Raw genomic sequence first — 20,658 nt, 5'->3', positions numbered from 1 at the left:
GGACGCGGCGAGTGCGCGCTCATCCTGTCGGGGACGGTTTGCCTGCACACTTCGTCGGCCGGGATGTCACAGGGCCGCGCCGCCATCCACCCGGATCACCTGACCGGTGATGTACTCCGCGCGGTCGGAAAGGAGGTAGGCGACCAGTTCGGCGGTCTCTTCGGGACGGCCGAACCGCTTGAGCGGGATGCGCTCCAGCATCTTCTCTCGCATCGGTACGGGGATGTCTTCCATCATCTGCGTATCAGTGATTCCAGGAGCGACCACGTTGACCCGGACACCGTGGGCCGCGACCTCCCGCGCAAGGGATTTACTCATGCCGATGATGCCCGCCTTGCTGGCGGCGTAGTTGCTCATGGTCACAAAGCCGCTGAGGGCGACGATGGAGGAGATGTTGACGCACGCGCCGGACTTGCGTCGCAGGAAGCGGTACAGGACCGACTGGCACACGTTCCACGTGCCGGTGAGATTGGTGTCGACCACGTCGTCCCAGGCCTCGCCCGTCAGCAGCGGCATGGGGCCGTTCCTGGTGATTCCCGCGTTATTCACCAGCGCCGTGAGGGGGCCCAGCTCGCTCTCGGCTCGGGCCACCATCTCCTCAACGGCATCTCGGTCCCGTATGTCGCACTCCGTGAACAGCGCACGTACCCCCAGGGATTCGACCTCCTCCTGGGTCTCCCGGGCCTCCTTACTATCGGACCGGTAGCAGCCCACGACGTCGTACCCCTCCGCGGCAAGCTTGAGGGCGATGCTCCGGCCAATCCCCCGCGCCGCCCCCGTCACCAGAACGCGGCGCTGAATGCCAGGCTCACGTTCCGTGTCGGGCGCGGCGTGCGGCCCACCCTCAGCGATTTCGTTGGACAAGATCCCTCCCGGGTCGCGGAACATTTGCGTCCCAGGAAAGCACCGGCCTATAAAGAGCCGCTTAATTCCCTCACCCGCGGAGATCTCGCCAAACGCGCCCTGCCGTCGTCAAGAGGCATCGGCCGCCATCTCGCGCCGTTCGGCCTGGTCTCCCTGCAGCGGGCTCGCGGCGCCGGAGACGCGGGCTGCGACACGTGCCTCCACCGTCGGCGGAAGAGCCCATCGGTAGAGCGGCACGGCTGCGGCCGTGGTCACTACCGCCACCAGGACCAGGATCGAGAAGACCTCCTGGGAGATGATGTGCTGGCTAAGACCGATGTTGATGAAGATCAGAATCATCAGGCCCCTGGCATTCATGAGACCACCCACCGCCCAGGATTCCCGCCAGGAAAATCCCACCGCCCGCATTGCGAGCCCACAGCCGACGTACTTACCGAGGAATCCGGCAGTGAACAATGTCGCGAAGGCAAGCAGCATGGTGACACCGGCCACGCCGTTGAGCTTGGTGTTGAGCCCGGAGAAAGCAAAGAAGATCGGCAGCAGGAAGACGCTCACAAAGTCCATCATCTTGCCGTGCAGCGCTTCGCGGAACGCAGCGTCCCGCGGCATAGCGAGTCCCGCAATGAACCCGCCGAAGACCGAGTAGATGCCGATGCGGTCCGTGAACCAGCCGGCGCCGAGGGCGACGAGTGCCACCACATACATCTGACCGAGCGTAAGGTTCTTCGTCCGTGCCACCTGGGTTCCGATCGGGCGCAGCAGCCGCGCGACCCCGAAGATCATCACGATGGTGAAGACCGCAGCGAGCAGGATGCTCTGCAGCGCGCTCATGGGGCCCGAGCCGGCGTGCACAGCGGACAGTATCGCGAGGAAACACCAGCCGGCCGCGTCGTCCACGGAGGCGGCGATCAACGTCAGTCTGCCCAGCGGCGAGTTCTCCAGGCCTCGCTCGTACAAGATGCGGGCGAGCATGGGAAAGGCTGTGAGGGACAGAGCGCCGCCGATGAAGAAGGCAAACTCCATGCGGGAAACGTCGTGGCTGGAAAGTCGCGAGTACCACAGCAGTCCCGCTGCGGCACCCAGCACAAGAGAGGGAAACATGCCTGACACTGCGAGCAGCATCGCGTGGCGCCCCTGCCTCACCTCTCCTGCGCCTTTCGCGCCATCCTCACTCTTGTTCGCTTCTTTTTTGTGATCGAGCCCGGCGCCCACCAGGAACATGTACAACGTGAGCCCGATAGTGCTCAACACATAGAGAATCGGCTTCACATCCGCTGGGAAGAGCGACCTCTGAAATCCAGGAAACAGAAGCCCCAGCAACGTGGGACCAAGAAGAACCCCGGCGACCATCTCGCCGAGCACTCGCGGCTGTTTGATCATGAGCGCCAGCCGCCCACAGAGCGCGGAGACGGCCAGAATGGCGAGTATGGCGAGCACTACTTTTAGAGTAAGTTCGAGATTTGGATCACTCGGAGAGTAAAAAGCGAGATACCGCATGATGCCCCTTGGGTCACTCGTCGGATACGCCTTACGAGCCTGCCATCTCGCGCTGAAGCAGTGCCTAAATATCCCCTAAGCGCCAACACTTGCGCATGGCCGCCGCACCGTGGCGCGCAACCAGCCAGGGGCCGGCGCAGGGATGGGTCTTACTAACATCTCGCTTAAGGATGCCCAAACCCTGGCGTCGCCCTCGCCCCGCTGCAGGGCGCGCGGCCCCCGGTCTTTATTTGCAAGGACTTGACCACCGAAGGAAAGACTGTCCGGATTCCGACCCTACCCACGATCATCTGCGGCCAGCTGCTGGAATCACTCTTTGAGAAATTCCACCCAGATGTCACGATATAGATATATTTAGAGGGCATCCAAGGATTAGATCCTACACCATGGCCCCTCCGTCAATAACTCGGCGGACCACCCCCTGAATCGCCCGAATAACTCGGCCTTCGATCTTCTGCTACTTGACGTCCCCCAAGCCTCCATCCATGATTTTTTACGCCTGACGCCCAGCGCGCCACCTGGGCAGGGAAAGCCTTCGAAAATAAAGCGAGAGTGTATATGAGGTTTAGGATTCTGGGCACGATAGAGGTGGAGACGGACGCCGGCGAGATAATTACCCCGCAGGCGTTCAAAATCCGGTCACTACTGGCCTTGTTCTGCATGCACGCGGGCCACGCGATCTCCCCCACCCGACTCATCAGCGATCTTTGGGCAGGGACGCCGCCGCGCACAGCTGCGACAGCGCTCCAGGTCTATGTCTCCAAGTTGCGTGGGCAGTTCACCCAAGCCGGCGCGAGCCCCAACCTCATCACGACCACGGCATCCGGCTACACGATGCGGTTCGACGACCACTGCCTCGACCTCCTCCTCTTTGAATCCAGAGCGGCCAGGGCCCAACAGTCCATCCACATCGACCGGCCTCAGGAGTCCGCCCGGCTGCTGTCCGAGTCGCTGATGCTCTGGCGGGGACCAGCACTCGCCGACGTGCGCACCACACCCGCGTTGGAGGGGTACGCCCAGCAGTTGGACGAGCGGCGCAACGCGCTGCACGAACAGCGGCTCACCCTGGAACTCCGGCTGGGCCGCCATAGCCAGCTCATCGGCGAGCTCTACGGGCTGGCCCAGGAACACCCCATGTGGGAAACCGTGCACGCCTGCCTGATGATCGCTCTCTACCGCAGCGGACGAATACCGGAGTGTCTGACGGCATACCAGCGCATCCGAAAGACACTTCACGAGGAGTTGGGCATGGAACCCTGCAGCCGCCTGCATAATCTGCACCGCGCGATACTCGCCCGGGAGCCGTGGCTTGACGACCACACTCGGCCGCTGTCGATGGCGTACGCCTCGTGAACGTCACCGGGGACCCATACCTGGGGCGGTCGCGGACCGCGAAATGGTACGAACGACTCAGGCCTGGCGCCCGCCTTCCCTTCGCGGCAGCCGCCTACATCCTCTTCGTGCTGACCGTCGGCACGAACATACCGACCCCGCTGTACGCCCTCTATCAGACCGAGTTCGGGTTGTCCCCGCTGATGGTCACCCTCATCTTCGCCGTGTATGCAGGCACCCTGATCCCCACAGCCATGCTCGCCGGGGCGCTAACCGACAGTATCGGGTACCGCCGCATGGCCCGCCCCGCCATTGCGCTCGCGGCGGTGGCGGCGCTCCTGTTCCTCTGCGCCCATAGCGTCGCCTGGCTGTTCGCCGCGCGAGCACTGCAGGGGATCTCGGTCGGGTCGGCCTCCAGCGCGCTCACCGCCGCCCTCGTCGAGACAGAACCCGCAGGGGACCGCGCGCGGGCGTCCCTGCTCGCCTCCACCATGATCACAGGTGGAGGCGGGATCGGCCCGATCCTCTCCGGGTTCCTCGGGCAACACGCACCGCTACCGCTGCGCCTGACCTACCTCGTCGAACTGGCGTTGCTCGCCCTAGCGGCGGCCGCTGCCACCCTGCTGCCCAGGCAGACGCGGCCCGGTGTCCGACGCTTTCACCGACCCCACATCCCGGCCCCATTGCGGCGGCGGTTCGCACTCGCTTCCGCAGTCAGCGTCCTGGGGTGGGCCGCAGTCGCACTCTTCCTCGCCGTGGTGCCGTCATACGCCACCACCATCCTGCACCGCCACGACCTGCTGCTGTCCGGCACGGCCGCGGGCATGTTCCTCCTCTTCGCCGCGGGCACACAATATGGGCTGGCGCGCGCGGGCGCCGTGGCACGGCCGACGACCGGTCTGCTCCTACTCTGCGTCGGCCTTGCGATGCTGGCGGCCGCCGGAGGCACCCGCTCGCTCTGGTTGCTCCTCGCGGCCGCCGCCTGTGGCGGGGCGGGCCAGGGCATCACCTTCATCGCCGCCCTCGCCAGGGTGAACGAATTGGCGCCGCCAGAATCGAGGGCGGAGATTCTCTCCGCCTTCTACATGGTCACCTACCTCGGCGTCGGCCTGCCCGTCATCGGCGTCGGCCTGCTGGCTACGTCAACCGATCTGCTGACGGCAGTGGTCGCCTTCTCAGCGGTGGCGATCCCCGCGTGTGTCTTTGTCGCGGCCAAGTCCCGCACAGGCTGGGTCAACACGCTTTAAGGGAAGCTAAGTGGCCTTTTAGCGGCCGTGGTTAGGGTGCGGCAACGTCGCGGTTTGGTACCGCACCTGGACCCGGCGCGAGGCCTGGGTAAAGGCCACCGGCACAGGGCTGCGCGACATCGGTCGCGGCCACTACGGTCGCGGCTCAGCCTGGGCCCGACATCAACTGGAGCGGCCCGGCAATGTCTGCTGCGTCGCACTGCTCAACGGCCCTGTCCAACTAGCACTTCACTCCGTGCGAGGTGACCACCATGACCACCGACACCCCCCTGTGGACTCCGCCCCATGACGTACTCGACCGCTCCCGCATCGGCGACTACCTACGCTGGCTCGACCGGCGCCGTGGGCTCCGCTTCGACGACTATGCCGCGTTGTGGCATTGGTCAGTGACGGATCTGGACGGCTTCTGGTCGTCCATATGGGAATACTTTGAGGTCACGCCACAGACGCCAGCCACCGCGTTCGTCGACGCTCCCGCCATGCCAGACGTCCAATGGTTCCCTGGGGCGCGCATCAACTACGCGCAGCGCGTACTCAGCATGCCAGGTATCGAGGGCTCCACTCCTGTGGTGTTCGGTCATTCCCAAACGAGGGAGCCCACCGTGCTCACCGCCGACGATCTACGCGACCAAGTCGCGCGGGCACGGCGCGGACTGCGCGGACTCGGGGTGGGACGTGGAGATCGGGTGGCCGCCTATCTGCCCAATATTCCCGAAGCCCTGGTACTACTGCTCGCATGCGCGAGTCTGGGTGCCGTCTTCTCCTCATGTGCCCCGGAGTTCGGCGCCCGATCGGTGCAGGACCGATGGCGCCAGATCGAACCGAAGGTCCTGGTCACCGTCACGGGCTATCGCTCGGGCGACCGGCTCGTCGACCGCGCGCCGGAGGTCGAGGCGATCCGTGCCGCGCTGCCGAGTCTGACGCACACCGTGACCGTGCCGTACGCGGGTTCCGGCATCTTCGACACTCTGCCCTGGTGCGAGTTGCTTGCCGAGACGGATGAACTCGACTTCGAGCAGGTGGATTTCGGCCATCCCCTGTACGTGCTGTACTCGTCGGGAACCACGGGGCTGCCGAAGCCCATCGTGCACGGCCACGGAGGCATCCTCCTGGAACACCTGAAGATGCTTGCCCTTCATCACGACCTGGGCCCAGGGGACCACTTCTTCTGGTTCACCACCACGGGTTGGATGATGTGGAACTACCTGGTCTCCGGGCTCGCCGTGGGCAGCGCGGTGGTGCTCTTCGACGGCAATCCCACGCATCCCGACTTCGGTGCCCTGTGGCAGCTTGCAGCGGAGTCCGGAACCACATACTTCGGCACCTCGGCGCCGTACCTGATGGCCTGCCGCAAGGCCGGGATCACCCCGTGGCGAGACCACGACCTCTCACGGCTGCGCGGCATTGGATCGACCGGCGCCCCGCTGCCCGCGGAAGGGTTCCGCTGGGTGTACGAGGCGTCCGGCGAGAGCGAGGCGCCCTCCCCCATGCTCACATCGTTGTCAGGCGGCACCGACGTGTGCACTGGCTTCGTCGGCGGAGTTCCGCTACTACCCGTCGTCGAGGGTGAGATCAGCTGCCGCTGTCTGGGGGCGCGGATCGAGGCGTACGATCCCGCCGGGCAGCCAGTCACTGGTCGCACCGGGGAGCTCGTAGTGACCCACCCCATGCCCAGCATGCCCGTCGCCCTGTGGGGAGACACCGACGGCTCGCGACGCCACGCCTCGTATTTTGCGAGGTTCCCGGGAGCATGGCACCACGGCGACTGGATCAGCATCACCGACCGGGGCACCTGTGTGATCAGCGGGCGCTCGGACGCGACGCTGAAGCGCGGCGGGGTACGACTGGGCACGGCGGAGTTCTACACCGTGGTGGAAGAGGTCGACGACGTGGCCGACTCCCTCGTCATCCACGTGGAAGGGGCGGCGACCGGCCCCGACAAGTTGATGCTCTTCGTCGAACTGCGCGGGGGAACCACGCTCGACCAGCACCTGCGCGAGCGGATCAGCCACGCGCTGCGCACCGCGCTCTCCGAGCACCACGTCCCGGACCACATTGTCCAGGTCCCGGCCGTCCCCCGCACCCTGTCGGGCAAGAAGCTGGAGGTACCGGTCAAGCGCATCCTGGCTGGCGCCGATCCTGAACTCGTCGTGGCCCAGGGCGCCTTGGCCAATCCTCGATCACTCAGCGCGTTCAAAGATGCGGCGGTCCGCTATCGTACGCGTAACCGTGCTGCACATAGCCCCGCCGAACCAGACCCCGGAACCGAGTGAGAGGGCACCCATGACGACGACCACCCCGGACACCACCGACAACTTCGCCACCCCCATCGAAGACCGGTACTTCGAGGACTATGTGCAGGGCACCGTACACACCTTCGGCAGCAGCACCCTCACCGAGCAGGACATCCTCGAGTTCGCCCAGCGCTTCGACACCCAGAGCTTTCACACGGATCCCGTTGCAGCACAGGCTGGACCATTCCAGGGACTGATCGCGAGTGGCTGGCACACCACAGCCGTGATGATGCGCCTTTACGCGGACCACTACCTGAGCAAGGTCGCGTCGCTCGCGTCCCCGGGTGTCGATGAAGTGCGCTGGCAGCGACCGGTGCGGCCGGGCGACACCCTGTCGATTCGAGCCACCGTCACCGGGGCTCGCCCCTCCCGTTCCAAGCCGGACCGCGGCCTCGTACACACCGCCGTGGAGGTACTCAATCAGCACGGCGAGACAGTGCTGACGATGACCATCATGAACATGCTGCGGCGCAGGCCGTAGCGGCCGGCTCCCTACGTACCAGCCAGAGCGGCCGCTCCACCACGTGCTGGCCAGAGCGGCCGCTCCGTCGTTCTCCGGCTCCGTTACGCGAACGTCAGCACGATCTTCCCGATGTGCCGTCCGCCCATCATCTTCCGGAACGCGCTGTCGGCCCGTGTCACCGGGAACGGTGTGTAGGGCAACGGCGCGAGCGCGCCCGAGTCGAACAACGGCGAAAGCTCGCCCAGAAGTTCACTGATGAGCTCAGGGCAACGGTCAACCAGCAGCCGTAGGTCCACGCTGTGCATGCTGAGGCTATTGCGGAAAGGGCCCAGACCCAGTGCGGCGTCGGCCATGATGTCCCGCTTGCCGATCTCGATGAACCTGCCGCGGACTCGGAGCAGCTCCAGGCCACGGCGCAGCAGCTCCCCGGTAAGAGAGTTGAGGACGACATCGACACCCTCGCCGCCAGTGGCCGCGAGCGTCTCGTCCCCAAACTTCGTGCTGCGGGAATCCATGACGTGACTGATACCCAGTTCATGCAGGTACGTTCGCTTGTCCGTCGTTCCGGCGGTCGCCAGCACCTCGGCTCCCCTCAGCCTCGCGACCGCCAGCGCCGCCAAGCCCACCCCGCCGGCCGCAGAGTGGATGAGAAGCCGCTCTCTGGACTGCAGGCCAGCCATTCGGACCAAGCCGTACCAGGCGGTGACGAACGCGACGGGCACCGTGGCGGCCTGCGCGAAGTCCATGTGGTCGGGCACCGGCATGACCGACGTCACTGGGACGTTGACCTCGGACGCGAAGGCCCCTTCGGCCACAGCTGCGACACGGTCGCCGACCTTGAACGCCGTCACCCCCGGGCCGACCGCAGTAACAACTCCAGCGCACTCCAGTCCCGGCCGCGGCGGTTCCTCGAAGTACGCCGCGGCGAGTCCCATCGCCGTCAGCACGTCGGGGAAGTTGAGCCCGGCAGCAAACACCTGGACGGCCACCTCGCCGGGACGGGGCGGCTCCGCCCTGACGGCGGCCATCTCGAAGTCCAGTTCTCCGGGGCGCCGTTGCCGCAGTTCTACGCCGTCGGCCAGGCGGCTCCCGGCTGCCATCGAATTCAAGTCCTCCATGATTCCTCCTGAGAAACGGTGTCAGGCTGCGCTGTGGAAGAACTCGACAAGCAGGCGGTTGACTTCCTCGGGGCGCTCCAGGAACCCGAAGTGGCCGCATCCTTCCAGCAGTTCGAAGCGGCACCCTGGGATGGCTTCGGCCACCGCACGTCCCATGGCGGGCGGCATAACGATGTCGTGGGCGAACGCGACGACGAGCGACGGACACCGGATGTCACGCAATCCCGGCAATCGGTCGCTGGTGACAGTGGCCTCGTACTGGGCCGCGAACCCCGCCCCTCGTTGCGGGAAGAGGGACAGGGTCGTCAGCCAGTCCTGGGCGAACTTGTCGTTACCCAGGCTCTCGGGAGCGAAGAGCTGGCACATCGTGGCCACAGCCGAGTACCCCGTAGGCACCACGTCACCGGCACGCATGGCATCAGCACAGCCCTGTGCCAGCGCATCGTGAAAGACGTCCGACCGCCCCCGAGTCGCCATGAGAGCGAGCGCGCCGACAAGTTCGGGGTGCTCCCTGGCCAGCTCCTGAGCGATCATCGCGCCGATCGAGACTCCCGCCACCAGACAGGAGGTGAGTCCCAGGTGGCGGATCAGCTCCGCCGTGTCGGTGACGAGGTCGTCGAGCGCGTAGGGGCCGGGCGGAACTTCCGAGGGGGCACTCCCGCGCAGATCGAAGGTGATGACCTGGAATCCGGCTCGTACGAGATCCGGAACCTGATGCCGATCCCAGACGACGGCCGGTGAAGCGGCCGGGCCGATCAGGAGCAGGGGGGTACCTTGACCCTGAACGCGGTAGGAGAGGTGAACTCCGTTGACTGTGGCCGTCGGCATGATTCAGCCGGCCTCTGCCACGGCGGCCGCGGCCGATTCCGCCGACTTGTCGAAGAAGTTCTCCTGAATCGTGCGCAAGGTCTGGAAGTCCTCGATCTTGAGCTGCCGCCGGTCGATGACCTGCCCACTGGCCTGTTCGATGACGAGGACGAACTCGATCAGCGAGAGGGAGTTGATCAGCCGAGTGTCGAACAGGTCGAGGTCGATGTCGATGTCCTCGAGGTCCGGGTTCTGCTCGTAGATCCAGTTCATGACCTCGGGTGGCAGCGCAGACATGCTTGTTCTCCTTCTTCTGGGTGGGGTGACGGGGCAGCGGCCCCTGGACAAACTGGCCGGGAGGCCCGGGTTCAGCGGGTGGCGTCCGCGCGGTCGCCGGCGGGCGCGGAGGCCGGGCGTGCGCGCTTGACACCAAGGGCCGGGTGGGTGACCAGGTACAGGCCCGAGGCGTCGTCGTAAAGATCGCTGGGTTCTATGCGGAGCGCGTTGAGATTGGCGGTCTGCCCTTCGGGGACGTTCTCGTCAGCGCGCCGGCGCGCCTGGTCCGCCTCCTCGATCAGCTCCGGCATGGCACTCGTGCCCCGCACGTCCGCGGCGTCCCTGAGGTCGCTGAGTCCCGCAGAGATCTCGGCAAAGGCCCCGTTCGGGCGGTCGTAGCGCTCCTTCTCACGCACCAGGCGCTGAGCAAGCCAGAAATAGCTTTCGGTGCCTTTGTACTGCTCGTAGACCCCGGACACCAGCACGATGAGGCGGGCGTAAGCATTGCGGAACAGCGACTCGTAAAACCCTTGCGCCTCACGCTCGTTGATCTGTCCGCTGTCGACACCGATCAAGGATGCGGCCGCGAGCACCCCGCTGTACATCGCCAGATGCACTCCGGTGGACAGCAGAGGATCGAGGAAACAGGCGGCGTCCCCAACCAGGAAATGGCCGGGGCCGCAGAAACTGTCGGCAACGTAGGAGTAGTCCTGCTCGACCCGGGTGGGTCCGGTAAACTTTGCGCCCGCCAACTGGTCGCGTACCGTCTCGGATTCCTGGACCAGTGTCAGCAGCATTTCGTCGTCCGACGCGAATTCCTTACGCCGCTCGACGAAGCGCGTCTTGTGCGTCACGAATCCGATGCTGAACTTTCCGTTCCGCAGGGGAATGACCCAGAACCAGCCATCAGGTGTGGAGACGACGTTGAGGCCGCCCGGGGGCGTTCCCTTCAGCAACTCGCCGCCATCCCAATAGCCCCAGATCGCGACGTTGCGGAAGATCTCGTGGGCCCGGCGATTCCGGAAATGCTGGGCGGCGAGCACTCCCGAGCGGCCGGAGGCGTCGACAAGGTAGTCGAACTCGGTCACCTTCCGGGCGTTGTCGTGCTTCGTGTCGACCCATTCCGCGGCGACGGGGCGGTCTCCGTCGAAGCGGACCTTCTTGACGTGGGCGCCTTCGACGACATCAACGCCTTGCTCCTGTGCATGCCGCAGCAGGATCTCATCAAACTCGTCGCGCTCCACCTGCCAGCCGCGCACGTCCGGCCCGAAGAGCTCAGCCCAGTCGATGGTCCAGTCCTCGGCGCCCCACCTCAGCAGAGCACCTCGACGACTGGTGAATCCAGCGGCGTCCACCTTCTCCAGGACACCGGCGATATCCATCATGACGCGACACGACGACGTGAGCGATTCACCGACGTGATACCTGGGGAATGTTTCCCGCTCCAGCAAGGTGACGTCGATACCTGCGCGGGCCAACAGCATCGCAGTCAGCGAACCTCCCGGCCCGCCACCTATCACTAGAACTCGCGACATCAATGCTCCCTTAATTCGCATGGCTGCCAGGAAGGGCACCACACAACCACGGCGCAGTTAAGGGACGGCCACATCACTGCTAAAGGTGTGCTTAATCGACCCGGCCACCCGCCTGATCACTCCGCCGGAGGCTCTCCGCCCAGTTCCCGGTGGACCCGCAGCGCTTCCCCCGCGGTCAGGGACGCTCCGGCAGCGGACGTTGGGCCGTGACCAGGAAGCCGTCCAGGAGGCTAGCCAGATGGCGGCGCCAGGAGCCGGGGCTGACCGCCTCCACCGCCGGGAGTGAGGTGCCGAGCGCGCTCAGGACGAAGAGCGGGTCCTCCGTGACAACGTCGGTGTTCGCTCAGGGACGCGTGGTTGTGGGCGTGGATCGCGTCCAGGATCGGCGCGCCCACGATGCCGGTGGTCATCAAGGTCGCCCACGCCCCGGTCCCGGGCCAGCAGCGCGCTCACGCCCTCCAGGTACGCCGTGAGCGCGCCCCACGCGTCCTCTGCGAGGCGTGCCTCATCGCCGGAGGCCATAACCGCCGTCAGGTCCTCGTGGAAGACGACCTTCACCAGGTCGCCCCGGGTCGGAATGCGCCGGTACAGCGTGGCGTCGCCCACCCAGCGCGCTTGGCGATCTCGCCAACCGGGACGTTGAGCCCCTGCTCGGCGAAGAGCTCCTGCGCAGCCGCCAGTCGTCGTACACATCACTGATCCGCTTGAAGAACATCAACGGGAAGATGTAGCCCTTGAAGCCCGCTTGATCGATGCCGCCCCGCAGCAGATCAGCCGCCTTCGCCAGGTACGACTCCAGCTCCCCCAACGTCAACGGCATCGGAAGCTCCTGCTCCCCAACACCGATCTCGCTCGACCACTGCCCGCTTCCACACTCGGCTTGCTCCCCTTGCCAGCCTGGCGAGCACTCGTCGGAGCGTAGCGGGATCCACTACTGCTGCGTTCCTCAAAGGCGGTACTACTGATTCCCAATGTGCCAGCGCGGCCTTCGAGGTCTTGTAGTCGAAGGCCCGCTCCAGAGCAGGGAAGTACTCCAGCAGCTGGGCCCGCAGCCGGTTGATCGCCCTGGTGCGGTCTGCGGCCAGATCCAGTCGGCGCGAGGTGAGAATCCTCAGATCCACGGCGATCTCGCTGCCGCTGCGTACCGGTTGGAGATCACGGCGCATGCGGGCCTGGTCGGCGATGACGAAGGCGTCCTTCGCGTCCGTCTTCCCGTCGCCCCGGTAGGAGCCGGAGGCGTGATGGACGGTGCGTCCCGGGATGTAGAGCACCTTCTGGCCGTGGCTGACCAGCAAGGCGACCATCAGCGCGGCCCGCCGGAGTTGAGATCGATGGCGCAGGTCACAGGCTTGCCCTGACTCAACTCCAGGACATCACCCAGGAGTTGAAGCAGATCCTGTTCGTTGTTGGCGATGCGCCGAGAGAGCCTGCGCCGACCGTCGGCGTCGACCACCGTGCAGTGGTGCTCGGCCTTACCCGCATCCGTACCGGCCCACAGTTCGGGCACGGCCACCTCCGAAGTCGTTCCTGTAGGTATCCAGCAGACGACCTCGCCAGCGTGTCCTTACCAACCGATCCACGTCGCGCATCCCAATGAGTGGCCGAGTCGTCGCGAGCACCGGGCGGCCAATCAGTAGAAGCCACTCCCACGGCATGACCTTTTCAGCCATACCCGGTGCCCTGGGCCTCCCGATCCAACGAATGAGCGGAATCGGCCCACCAACAACGTAAGGACCATTTCGCCTTGGGGTGACGATGGACGTTCCGTCCAGCGCGCTGTCGCCTGCGAGGCTGTCGCGCGAGCGTATGAGCTTGATCCCTTTCGTTCTGGCCACTGGCAAGCGACGCGGGAGCAGGTCAGGGTGGATGGGATGAAGTCACGCACCACGTTCGGCGGGGAACAGCTGGACCCTGTCGCTGAGTCAGTTGCCATCTACAGTGACCACGCCGACGACTACGCGGCTGTGCACGCTCCGAAGATGGCGGATCGAGTCAAGCGGTTCGCGAGCTCCTTGCCTGCGCCTTCACTAATCCTGGACGCCGGGTGCGGTCCGGGCCGCGACCTTGCGCGATTCCGGACGTACGGGCATGTGGTGCGTGGTGTCGACCTCAACCCGGTGTTCGTGGCGATGGCCAACGCCCACGCGCCCACCTCCCAGTGCGACCTGCGCGAGGTCGGTACGCGGTTCCCGGCTGGAACGTTCGAAGGGATCTGGGCCTCAGCCTCGCTCGTCCACCTCGGCACGGCGGGCGCGGTGGACGTGCTGGGGCAGTTCGCCAGACTGCTGCGGCCCGGGGGCAGGAAGTACGCGTATCTTAAGGCCACCGGCCGCACGGGCTGGCTCGACGAGCCTGACGGCCGACGATGGTACACCGTCTGGGACCCCGACGAGTTCGCCGCCGCTGTGGCCGGTGCGCGCTTCGAGGTCGACCGGGTGGACCGGGGCCCGTACGTCGAAGTCTGGGCCACCCCCAGCGGCTGACCTCCAGGACGGGGGCCGTGCCCGCACGCTCAGCCACGTCGAACTCCCCCAGCCATCCGGCCCCCGCGCGCACACCCGCGCCGGAACTCCCGAGAAATCGCAGGTCAACGCGGGAAGCCTGACGGAACGCATTGTGGCCCTGACCGGGATAAAACCCCTGGTCAGGGCCGCAAGGCAGGCGAGTCGGACTGTACGCCGGGTTTAGAGCGAGACGGCCGCCGTGACTACCAACGTCCCGCCCCGCGCCCGCGGCGATTCCACTTCCCATGTTCTGCGGCTCCCGCCCAGGACTCGAACCTGCGGCCAAGCGCCCGTTCCGGGGCGCGTTTGCCACGCCCCCCTTGGCGACGCGCCGCGCTGGGCCCCGCAATTCCCGTTGACCGGCAAACCGGAGCCGACGGGGGCAATGCCCCACCCCGGCCCCCGCGACACCCGGTAGCCGCCCTGTCGACAACGGAATCCGTCGCCAGACGCGGCGCCATCTCACTGACGGACAGTCAGCATGACCCAGCACCGATCCAGCGACGGTACAGATAGCCAAGGACGACGACAGATGACGAGACATCAGGTCATCCAGCACGGATCCAGCGCCGGGTACGCGAACGGAGTCGGTCCCCGATCGGGCCGACCCCGTTTCACCTGCATGTTTGCCAGATGGCGACGCCAATGCTATCGCGGCAACTACACGTTGAACCGGAACTCCATCACATCCCCGTCCCTTTATCACGCGCCGGCTTCCAGGCTCAGCAGTTGGAACCGACCCGACATCCGCTGACGGGCCATCACCCAGCCTCGTGGCGCATTTCATGGTCCAAATTCTCCTTAGAGGGTAGCCACGCCCGCCCCTTGGAGATCAACGTGGACCAGCCGATGTCCCCCTCCACTCCGCAACAGACCGATCGGCAAGAAGGACCTGCAGAACACTGCTGCGATCGTCAGCCTGCTGCGGGGAAACACGCCGATGGCACGTCCGCCGTCACATCGGACCGGTCTCCGCTCCGCTGCCTGGCCACCGACCAGACAGGCCCGCTGGAAGTGGTACTCCCGCACGAGCCTCCCGCTCTCACGCCCGCGGCGGCGGCCGCACTCCTGCGGATTCTCCTGTCCGCGTACGAACGCAGATCTGGAAGAACCCCACGGCTGCCCTGAGTCGCGCCCTTGTTTCCAGCGGACCCCAACTGGACCTTCTCGCCGATCAGAGGTACCACGGACGACCACCGGCCGCCGGTCGCACCACTATCGCTGCGGGAGTACGACGTGACCCGATTCGCTTTTGCGGGACGCTGCTCGACCGAGGACCTCCAAGACCCGGAAGCCTCAAAGAACTGGCAACTCCTTCGGGCCAAAGGGCTGATCGAACCAGCCGGCGGACAGATCGTGGCCGAGTACTTCGACTCCGGCCACTCACGCGCCCTGCCGTGGAAACGTCGGCCCCAAGCCGCCGCCCTCCTCCAAGACCTGCGCAACCCCGAGCGGGGCTTCGACGCCGTTGTCATCGGAGAACCCCAGCGCACCTTCTACGGCAACCAGTTCGGAAATACCTTCCCCCTCTTCGTCCACTTCCACGTCCCCCTGTGGGTCCCCGAAGTCGGCGGGCCGATCGACCCCGACAACGAAGCCCACGACCTCGTGATGTCCGTCTTCGGCGGGATGAGCAAAGGCGAGCGCAACCGCATCAAGATCCGAGTGCGCACCGCCATGGCCGCCCAAGCCCAGCTCGAAGGCCGCTTCCTCGGCGGACGCCCGCCCTACGGCTACACACTGGAAGACGCGGGCCCGCACCCCAACCCCGCCAAAGCCGCCGACGGCAAGCGGCTGCGCCGACTCGTGCCCGACTACCCCGTGGCCGCGGCCGTCGTGCAACGGATCTTCGCCGAGTACCTGCGCGGCATGGGGTACCTGGCCATCGCCATCGGGCTCACCAACGACGGCATCCCCTGCCCCTCCGCCCACGACCGCGCCCGCAACTCCCACCGCACCGGCCTCGCCTGGTCCAAGAGCGCCGTCGCCTCCATCCTCGCCAACCCGCGCTACACCGGCCATCAGGTGTGGAACAAGCAACGCAAGGACGAGATCCTGCTCGACATCGACGACGTCACCCTCGGCCACCGCGCCAAGCAGTCCTGGAACAAGCCCGACCAGTGGATCTGGTCCGCACAACCCGTCCATGAACCCCTCGTCAGCCTGGAGGATTTCAAGGCCACCCAGACCCAGCGCACGTCACGGCACGAGCGGCGCGACCACCCGCGGCCGCCGCGCACCACCACTCACCCCTACGTGCTGCGCGGGCGAATGCGCTGCTCAATCTGCCGCCGCAAGATGCAGGGCAGCTTCAACAACGGCCACCCCCACTACCGCTGCCGCTACACCAGCGAATACGCCCGCACCACAGCCCTCGATCACCCGCCGACCATCTACGTCCGCGAGGACGCCGTGCTCCCCCGGCTCGACTCATGGATCGCCCAGTCCTTCGCCCCGGACCGCCTCGACCGCACCCTCCACGAACTCCAACGCAGCCAGGAGAACACCCTCACCACCGCCCCCGAACTCGAAGTCGCCCGCATCACCATCGCCGACTGCGACCGCCGCATCGCCCACTACCGCGCAGCCCTCGACCGCGGCACCGACCCCGAACTCGTCACCAGATGGATCAACCAGACCCAGGCAGAGAAAGCAGCCGCACAGCGGCAGCTCAACGAGACCGACCAGGCGCAGCGCACCGTGCTCACCGAGGACCAGATCCGCGAGCTGATCGAAGAAATCGGCAGGATCCCCGCCGCCCTCGCATCCGCCGCCCCCGCAGACAAGCAGCAGCTCTACCTAGCCCTCGGTCTCCAGCTGACCTACTATGCAAAAGAGCGGATCGTGACCGTTGAGTCACAACCCGCTCTTCTATGTGCACATAATCTGTGTCCGAGGGGGGACTTGAACCCCCACGCCCGATAAAGGGCACTAGCACCTCAAGCTAGCGCGTCTGCCATTCCGCCACCCGGACAAGGTGTTGTCTTCGCGGGGTGTTCCCCGCGGCGACATAGAGAACTCTACCAGGGGTTTGAGGTGGCGTTCACCCGCATATTGCGTGGTCAGGCGAGCGTCAGGCCTTGTTCGCGGCGATCCAGTCGTCGTTCGCCTGCCAGGCGTACAGAGTGTTTCCGTCCATGTACGCGTAGTACAGGTCGCACCGGGCGGCGGTGCGGCCCTCGGCGTTCTTCGGGAACCAGGCGGACTTGATCGCCGGGGGCTGCGGGGCCGTGGCCGGCTTGTGGGGTGTGCAGGTGGCGGGGAAGTCGGCCGACGGGAGGGTGGCCTTCAGGAGGCGGTCGCCGCCGGTCGTCTTCATCGCGTACTCGATGTGCCTCGCCTCGTCGGGAAGCCAGCGCGGTACGGAGACCCGGTCGCCCTTCGCCTCCTTGCCGGAGCGGTAGGAGGACGCCTCGTCGTGGCGGTTCTGGTACCGGTCCTGCGCGGCCGGTACGGCGACGACGGCGGCGAAGCCAAGCGCCACCGCGACCGAGGCGACGGCGATGACAAGGGTCCGGGCCCGGGGCCGGGCCTTGGCGGGGGTGGCGGACATGGGATCGCTCCTCGGTTCAGCAGGTCGTCGTGGGGCGGGGCGCTTTCCATTCTTCGGGCGCGGGCCCACGGTTTCGTACTCCGTGAGGACCAATGTGTGTACGACTGTGGGACCACACGGCGGCGCGGAGTCTCGCAGGGCCGGGCCCGGACCTAGCCTTCGCCGGGTGAGCAGAGCCCAGGGATACCGGCGGCCGCGTGCGTTGTCATCGCTGCGGGAGCATCTGCGCGACACCTTCTGGTTCGCGCCCACCGCGGCGATGGTGCTGACCTTCGTGCTGTGGGTGGGTGCGTACGACGCCGACGCCGCCATCATGCGACTGCTCCAGGACACCGAGAACTACGCCGAGGTCACCGAGCTGATCCGGCTCGTCGACGATGCCAAGACCGTGATCACCACGGTCAGCTCGGCGATGATGACCTTCATCGGTGTGGTGTTCAGCATTTCGCTGGTCGCGGTCCAGATGGCCAGTGGGCAGTTCACGCCCCGCGTCGTACGGATCTTCGTACGGTCGCGCATCACCAAGCTGACCTTCGCCGTCTTCCTGGCCACCTTCACCCTGTCGCTGCTCGTGCTCACCTCGTTCGACAGCGAGACCGACCCCCGCCTCGTGACCACCGTTCCGTTTCTGCAGAGCTTTCTCACGCTCCTCATGGTCACGCTGAGCCTGTTCCTCTTCATCGCGTACGTGAACTCCACCCTGCGGCTCATGCGCGTCGGGCACGTGGTGGACCGGATCACCGGCGAGGCCCTGGGCGTGGTGCACAAGATGCCGCGCGGGGACGTCGGCGGGCTGTCCCTCGGGCGGGAGACTGCCAGGATCGGGTACAGCGGGCAGGGCGGGGTGCTGCGGGACGTGAACATCGCCCGGCTCGTGCGGGCGGCCCGGCGCCACGGGGTGGTGCTCCGGCTGATTCCCCGGATCGGGGACTTCGTGGTGCCGGGTACTCCGCTGCTCGCGGTGCACGGCGGAGAGAAGGCGCCGTCCAGCGGCTCGCTGCGGTACACCGTGTCGGTGGGTGTGGAGCGGACGTTCCACCAGGATCTGGGGTTCGGGCTGCGGCAGCTCTCCGACATCGCGCTGCGGGCCCTGTCGCCCGCCGTCAACGACCCGACCACCGCCGTGCAGTGCCTGGACCGGATCGTCCAGCTCCTGACGGCCCTGGCCGACCGGCCGCTCGGGGCGGTGGCACACCGGGACGGCAGGGGCGAGGTGCGGCTCGTCCAGGACGTCCCGGACTGGGCCGATCTCGTGGATCTGAGCTTCGCCGAGATTCGGCTCTTCGCCGTGGGAAGCCCGCAGGTCACCCGGCGGATCGTGGCCGGGCTCAACGATCTGCTCCAGCTCGCTCCCGAGGACCGGCGCGAGCCGCTGCTCCGGCACCGGGAACTGCTCGCGCAGGCCGTCGCGCTCGCGGTGCCGGAAGCGGCGGAGCGTACTTTCGCGCTGGAGCCGGACCGGCAGGGCATCGGGTGACGTTGCCCTGCCGGTCCGGGGTCATCCCCAAAGGTCACCAAAAGGGAGGGCCCGGCCGTCCCCGGCCGTTCTTGTTACGCACCGGAGGGCCCGGCCGCCTCCCATCGTTACGGAATGAGCCGGGCCGGACTCCGCCGTTACGGAATCAGCCGGTAGTCCGGGAAGTTGCCCGGGGCCCGCTCCCCCGCCGGGCCCTCGGTCACGGCCCGTACCAGGAGTTCGCCGCCGACGAAGGCGCCGCGCCACGACGCTCCGTAGCCGCCGAACAGTTCCTCCCGGTCGCCCCGGGAGCGGGGGGTGCCGCGGCCCACCTTGAACGCCCTTGTCTGCGGGGCCAGTCGGTCGTACGTGTCCGGGTCGTCGGTCGACAGGGTGGCGACCAGCGCTCCGTTGGAGGCGTTCATCGCGGCGAGCAGTTCCGCCTCGGTGTCGACCAGGACGATCGTGTCGACCGGGCCGAACGGTTCCGCGTGGAACAGCGGTGAGGACGGGGGCGGGTTGAGCAGGGTGACCGGCGGCAGATAGGCGCTGGTGTCCTGGCCGGGCAGGAAACGGCCGGCGGCCGGCGAGGCGCGGTAGAGGGGGACGGCGCCCCGGTCGATGGCCTCGGCCACCTGGTCGCTCAGCTCCTTGGCCTTCGCCGCGTTGATGAGCGGGCCGAAGTCCAGTTCCGGCAGGGCGTCTTCGGGGTGTTCGACGGCCAGCGGGTGCCCGGTGCGCACGGAGCGTACGGCCGGCAGATAGGCGGCGAGGAACTGGTCGAACAGGGTGCGCTGGACGACGAACCGCGGGTAGGCGGTGCAGCGTTGCTTGCCGTAGTCGAAGAGTTTGGGGATGACGCGGGAGAGTCCTTCCCAGTCGCTGAAGTTCCAGATGCCCCAGGTGTTCAGGCCTTCCTGTTCCAGGATGTGCGGCTTGCCGAGGTCGGCCACGGCGGTGGCGATGCGGGCCCCGGTGTCGCGGCCGCCGACGAAGGAGACGCAGCCGATTTCCGGGGAGCGGACGAGGGCCTCGGAGAGTTCGCCCCCGCTGCCGCTCACCAGGGTGATCGGGATGCCCTCGCGCACGGCCAGCGCGGCGGCCAGGGTGAGGCAGGCGACACCGCCGTCGGTGGGGGTCTTGGCGATCACGGCGTTGCCCGCCAGCGCCTGTACCAGCATGGCGTGAACGAGTACCGACATCGGGTAGTTCCAGCTCGCGATGTTGGACACCGGTCCGGGCAGGGGGGTCCGGCCCGCCAGCATCCCGTCGATGTTCCCGGCGTACCAGCGCACTCCGTCGATGGCGCGGTCGACGTCCGCCCGGGCTAGCCGCCAGGGCTTGCCGATCTCCCACACGAGGAGGAGGGCGAGCAGCTCGCGGTGTTCGGTCAGCGCGTCGAGCGTGGCGCCGACGCGGGCGCGGCGCTCGGCGGTCGGTACGTGCCGCCAGGCGCGGTGCTGGTCGAGGGCGGCCCGTACGGCGCGCTGGGCGGCGGGGCCGTCCAGGCGGGGCGGGCCCGCGATGGGGCTCGCGTCGATGGGGCTGGTGGCGGGCAGCGCGCGGCCGTCGGCGTGCCACTCGTTGGCCCAGAGGTTCAGGACCCGGTCGTCCCTGAAGGCCTCGGGGGCGGCGGTGAGGCTGCGCCGCCAGGCGTCGGACCACGCTGTGCCGGGCTTGAGGGTGAGGGGGGCGGGGGTGGGTGCCATGTC

16 protein-coding genes, 1 tRNA gene and 2 pseudogenes are annotated in these 20,658 nt (G+C 66.8%); 7 read left to right on the top strand and 12 right to left on the bottom strand.

Going from position 1 to position 20,658, the window contains the following annotated elements:
* Nucleotides 1-66 precede the first annotated feature (66 nt).
* Both fabG and ACIBK6_RS24675 read right to left on the bottom strand, forming a co-directional pair.
* On the bottom strand, nucleotides 67-888 hold the full coding sequence (fabG, locus tag ACIBK6_RS24680) for a 3-oxoacyl-ACP reductase FabG (RefSeq protein WP_399053503.1): 822 nt from the start codon (nucleotides 886-888) through the stop codon (nucleotides 67-69).
* A gap of 84 nt (nucleotides 889-972) precedes the next feature.
* Nucleotides 973-2,301 carry a cation:proton antiporter gene (locus tag ACIBK6_RS24675; protein WP_399053502.1) on the bottom strand — a complete coding sequence of 443 codons (1,329 nt, stop codon included), beginning with the start codon at nucleotides 2,299-2,301 and terminating at the stop codon, nucleotides 973-975.
* A gap of 648 nt (nucleotides 2,302-2,949) precedes the next feature.
* Between ACIBK6_RS24675 and ACIBK6_RS24670 the strand changes: the two genes are divergently transcribed.
* From ACIBK6_RS24670 to ACIBK6_RS24655, 4 genes are all read left to right on the top strand, one after another.
* Nucleotides 2,950-3,714, top strand: a complete 765-nt coding sequence (locus ACIBK6_RS24670) for a BTAD domain-containing putative transcriptional regulator (RefSeq protein WP_399053501.1) — start codon at nucleotides 2,950-2,952, stop codon at nucleotides 3,712-3,714.
* Nucleotides 3,715-3,821: 107 nt separating this feature from the next.
* A complete protein-coding gene (locus tag ACIBK6_RS24665) occupies nucleotides 3,822-4,940 on the top strand; it encodes an MFS transporter (protein WP_399053500.1) in 1,119 nt (372 codons plus the stop codon).
* A 251-nt stretch (nucleotides 4,941-5,191) separates the two neighbouring features.
* Complete coding sequence (locus tag ACIBK6_RS24660) at nucleotides 5,192-7,213, top strand: acetoacetate--CoA ligase (protein WP_399053499.1); 2,022 nt, start codon at nucleotides 5,192-5,194, stop codon at nucleotides 7,211-7,213.
* A 10-nt stretch (nucleotides 7,214-7,223) separates the two neighbouring features.
* A complete protein-coding gene (locus ACIBK6_RS24655; RefSeq protein ID WP_399053498.1) occupies nucleotides 7,224-7,715 on the top strand; it encodes a MaoC family dehydratase in 492 nt (163 codons plus the stop codon).
* A gap of 83 nt (nucleotides 7,716-7,798) precedes the next feature.
* On the opposite strand, the gene ACIBK6_RS24650 is transcribed toward ACIBK6_RS24655, so the two are convergent.
* The 7 genes and pseudogenes from ACIBK6_RS24650 to ACIBK6_RS24620 all read right to left on the bottom strand — a co-directional run.
* Complete coding sequence (locus ACIBK6_RS24650) at nucleotides 7,799-8,815, bottom strand: zinc-binding dehydrogenase (RefSeq protein WP_399053497.1); 1,017 nt, start codon at nucleotides 8,813-8,815, stop codon at nucleotides 7,799-7,801.
* A gap of 21 nt (nucleotides 8,816-8,836) precedes the next feature.
* The gene (locus ACIBK6_RS24645; protein WP_399053496.1) at nucleotides 8,837-9,643 is read right to left on the bottom strand and encodes an alpha/beta fold hydrolase; all 807 of its coding nucleotides are present in this window, start codon (nucleotides 9,641-9,643) and stop codon (nucleotides 8,837-8,839) included.
* Nucleotides 9,644-9,646: 3 nt separating this feature from the next.
* Nucleotides 9,647-9,919: an acyl carrier protein gene (locus ACIBK6_RS24640; protein WP_399053495.1), complete on the bottom strand. Its 273-nt coding sequence runs from the start codon at nucleotides 9,917-9,919 to the stop codon at nucleotides 9,647-9,649.
* A 71-nt stretch (nucleotides 9,920-9,990) separates the two neighbouring features.
* Nucleotides 9,991-11,382 (bottom strand): NAD(P)/FAD-dependent oxidoreductase, encoded by a 1,392-nt coding sequence (locus tag ACIBK6_RS24635; protein WP_399053494.1) that lies wholly within the window; start codon nucleotides 11,380-11,382, stop codon nucleotides 9,991-9,993.
* Between the two features lie 605 nt (nucleotides 11,383-11,987).
* On the bottom strand, nucleotides 11,988-12,113 hold the full coding sequence (locus tag ACIBK6_RS24630) for a hypothetical protein (RefSeq protein ID WP_399053554.1): 126 nt from the start codon (nucleotides 12,111-12,113) through the stop codon (nucleotides 11,988-11,990).
* Between the two features lie 47 nt (nucleotides 12,114-12,160).
* Nucleotides 12,161-12,253 (bottom strand): annotated as a pseudogene (locus ACIBK6_RS24625) (hypothetical protein); the annotation flags it as partial.
* 52 nt (nucleotides 12,254-12,305) lie between these two features.
* A pseudogene (locus tag ACIBK6_RS24620) lies at nucleotides 12,306-12,946 on the bottom strand (IS110 family transposase); the annotation flags it as partial.
* A 358-nt stretch (nucleotides 12,947-13,304) separates the two neighbouring features.
* Here ACIBK6_RS24620 and ACIBK6_RS24615 point away from each other — a divergent pair.
* Together ACIBK6_RS24615 and ACIBK6_RS24610 are read left to right on the top strand one after the other, a co-directional pair.
* On the top strand, nucleotides 13,305-13,916 hold the full coding sequence (locus ACIBK6_RS24615) for a class I SAM-dependent methyltransferase (protein WP_399053493.1): 612 nt from the start codon (nucleotides 13,305-13,307) through the stop codon (nucleotides 13,914-13,916).
* 1,257 nt (nucleotides 13,917-15,173) lie between these two features.
* On the top strand, nucleotides 15,174-16,862 hold the full coding sequence (locus ACIBK6_RS24610; RefSeq protein WP_399053492.1) for a recombinase family protein: 1,689 nt from the start codon (nucleotides 15,174-15,176) through the stop codon (nucleotides 16,860-16,862).
* On the opposite strand, the gene ACIBK6_RS24605 is transcribed toward ACIBK6_RS24610, so the two are convergent.
* Nucleotides 16,827-16,911, bottom strand: a tRNA-Leu gene (locus ACIBK6_RS24605). The two genes, ACIBK6_RS24610 and ACIBK6_RS24605, sit on opposite strands and share 36 nt — an antisense overlap.
* Nucleotides 16,912-17,010: 99 nt before the next feature.
* Nucleotides 17,011-17,490: a hypothetical protein gene (locus tag ACIBK6_RS24600; RefSeq protein WP_399053491.1), complete on the bottom strand. Its 480-nt coding sequence runs from the start codon at nucleotides 17,488-17,490 to the stop codon at nucleotides 17,011-17,013.
* 166 nt (nucleotides 17,491-17,656) lie between these two features.
* Here ACIBK6_RS24600 and ACIBK6_RS24595 point away from each other — a divergent pair, with 166 nt between their 5' ends.
* Complete coding sequence (locus ACIBK6_RS24595) at nucleotides 17,657-18,967, top strand: DUF2254 domain-containing protein (protein ID WP_399053490.1); 1,311 nt, start codon at nucleotides 17,657-17,659, stop codon at nucleotides 18,965-18,967.
* A 137-nt stretch (nucleotides 18,968-19,104) separates the two neighbouring features.
* On the opposite strand, the gene ACIBK6_RS24590 is transcribed toward ACIBK6_RS24595, so the two are convergent.
* The gene (locus tag ACIBK6_RS24590) at nucleotides 19,105-20,655 is read right to left on the bottom strand and encodes an aldehyde dehydrogenase family protein (protein WP_399053489.1); all 1,551 of its coding nucleotides are present in this window, start codon (nucleotides 20,653-20,655) and stop codon (nucleotides 19,105-19,107) included.
* Nucleotides 20,656-20,658 lie beyond the last annotated feature (3 nt).

This window comes from Streptomyces sp. NPDC050485 (genome assembly GCF_044458185.1).
Classification (GTDB): domain Bacteria; phylum Actinomycetota; class Actinomycetes; order Streptomycetales; family Streptomycetaceae; genus Streptomyces.
The sequence above is the reverse complement of the archived record's forward strand: the minus strand, read 5'-3'. Positions and strand labels throughout refer to the sequence as shown.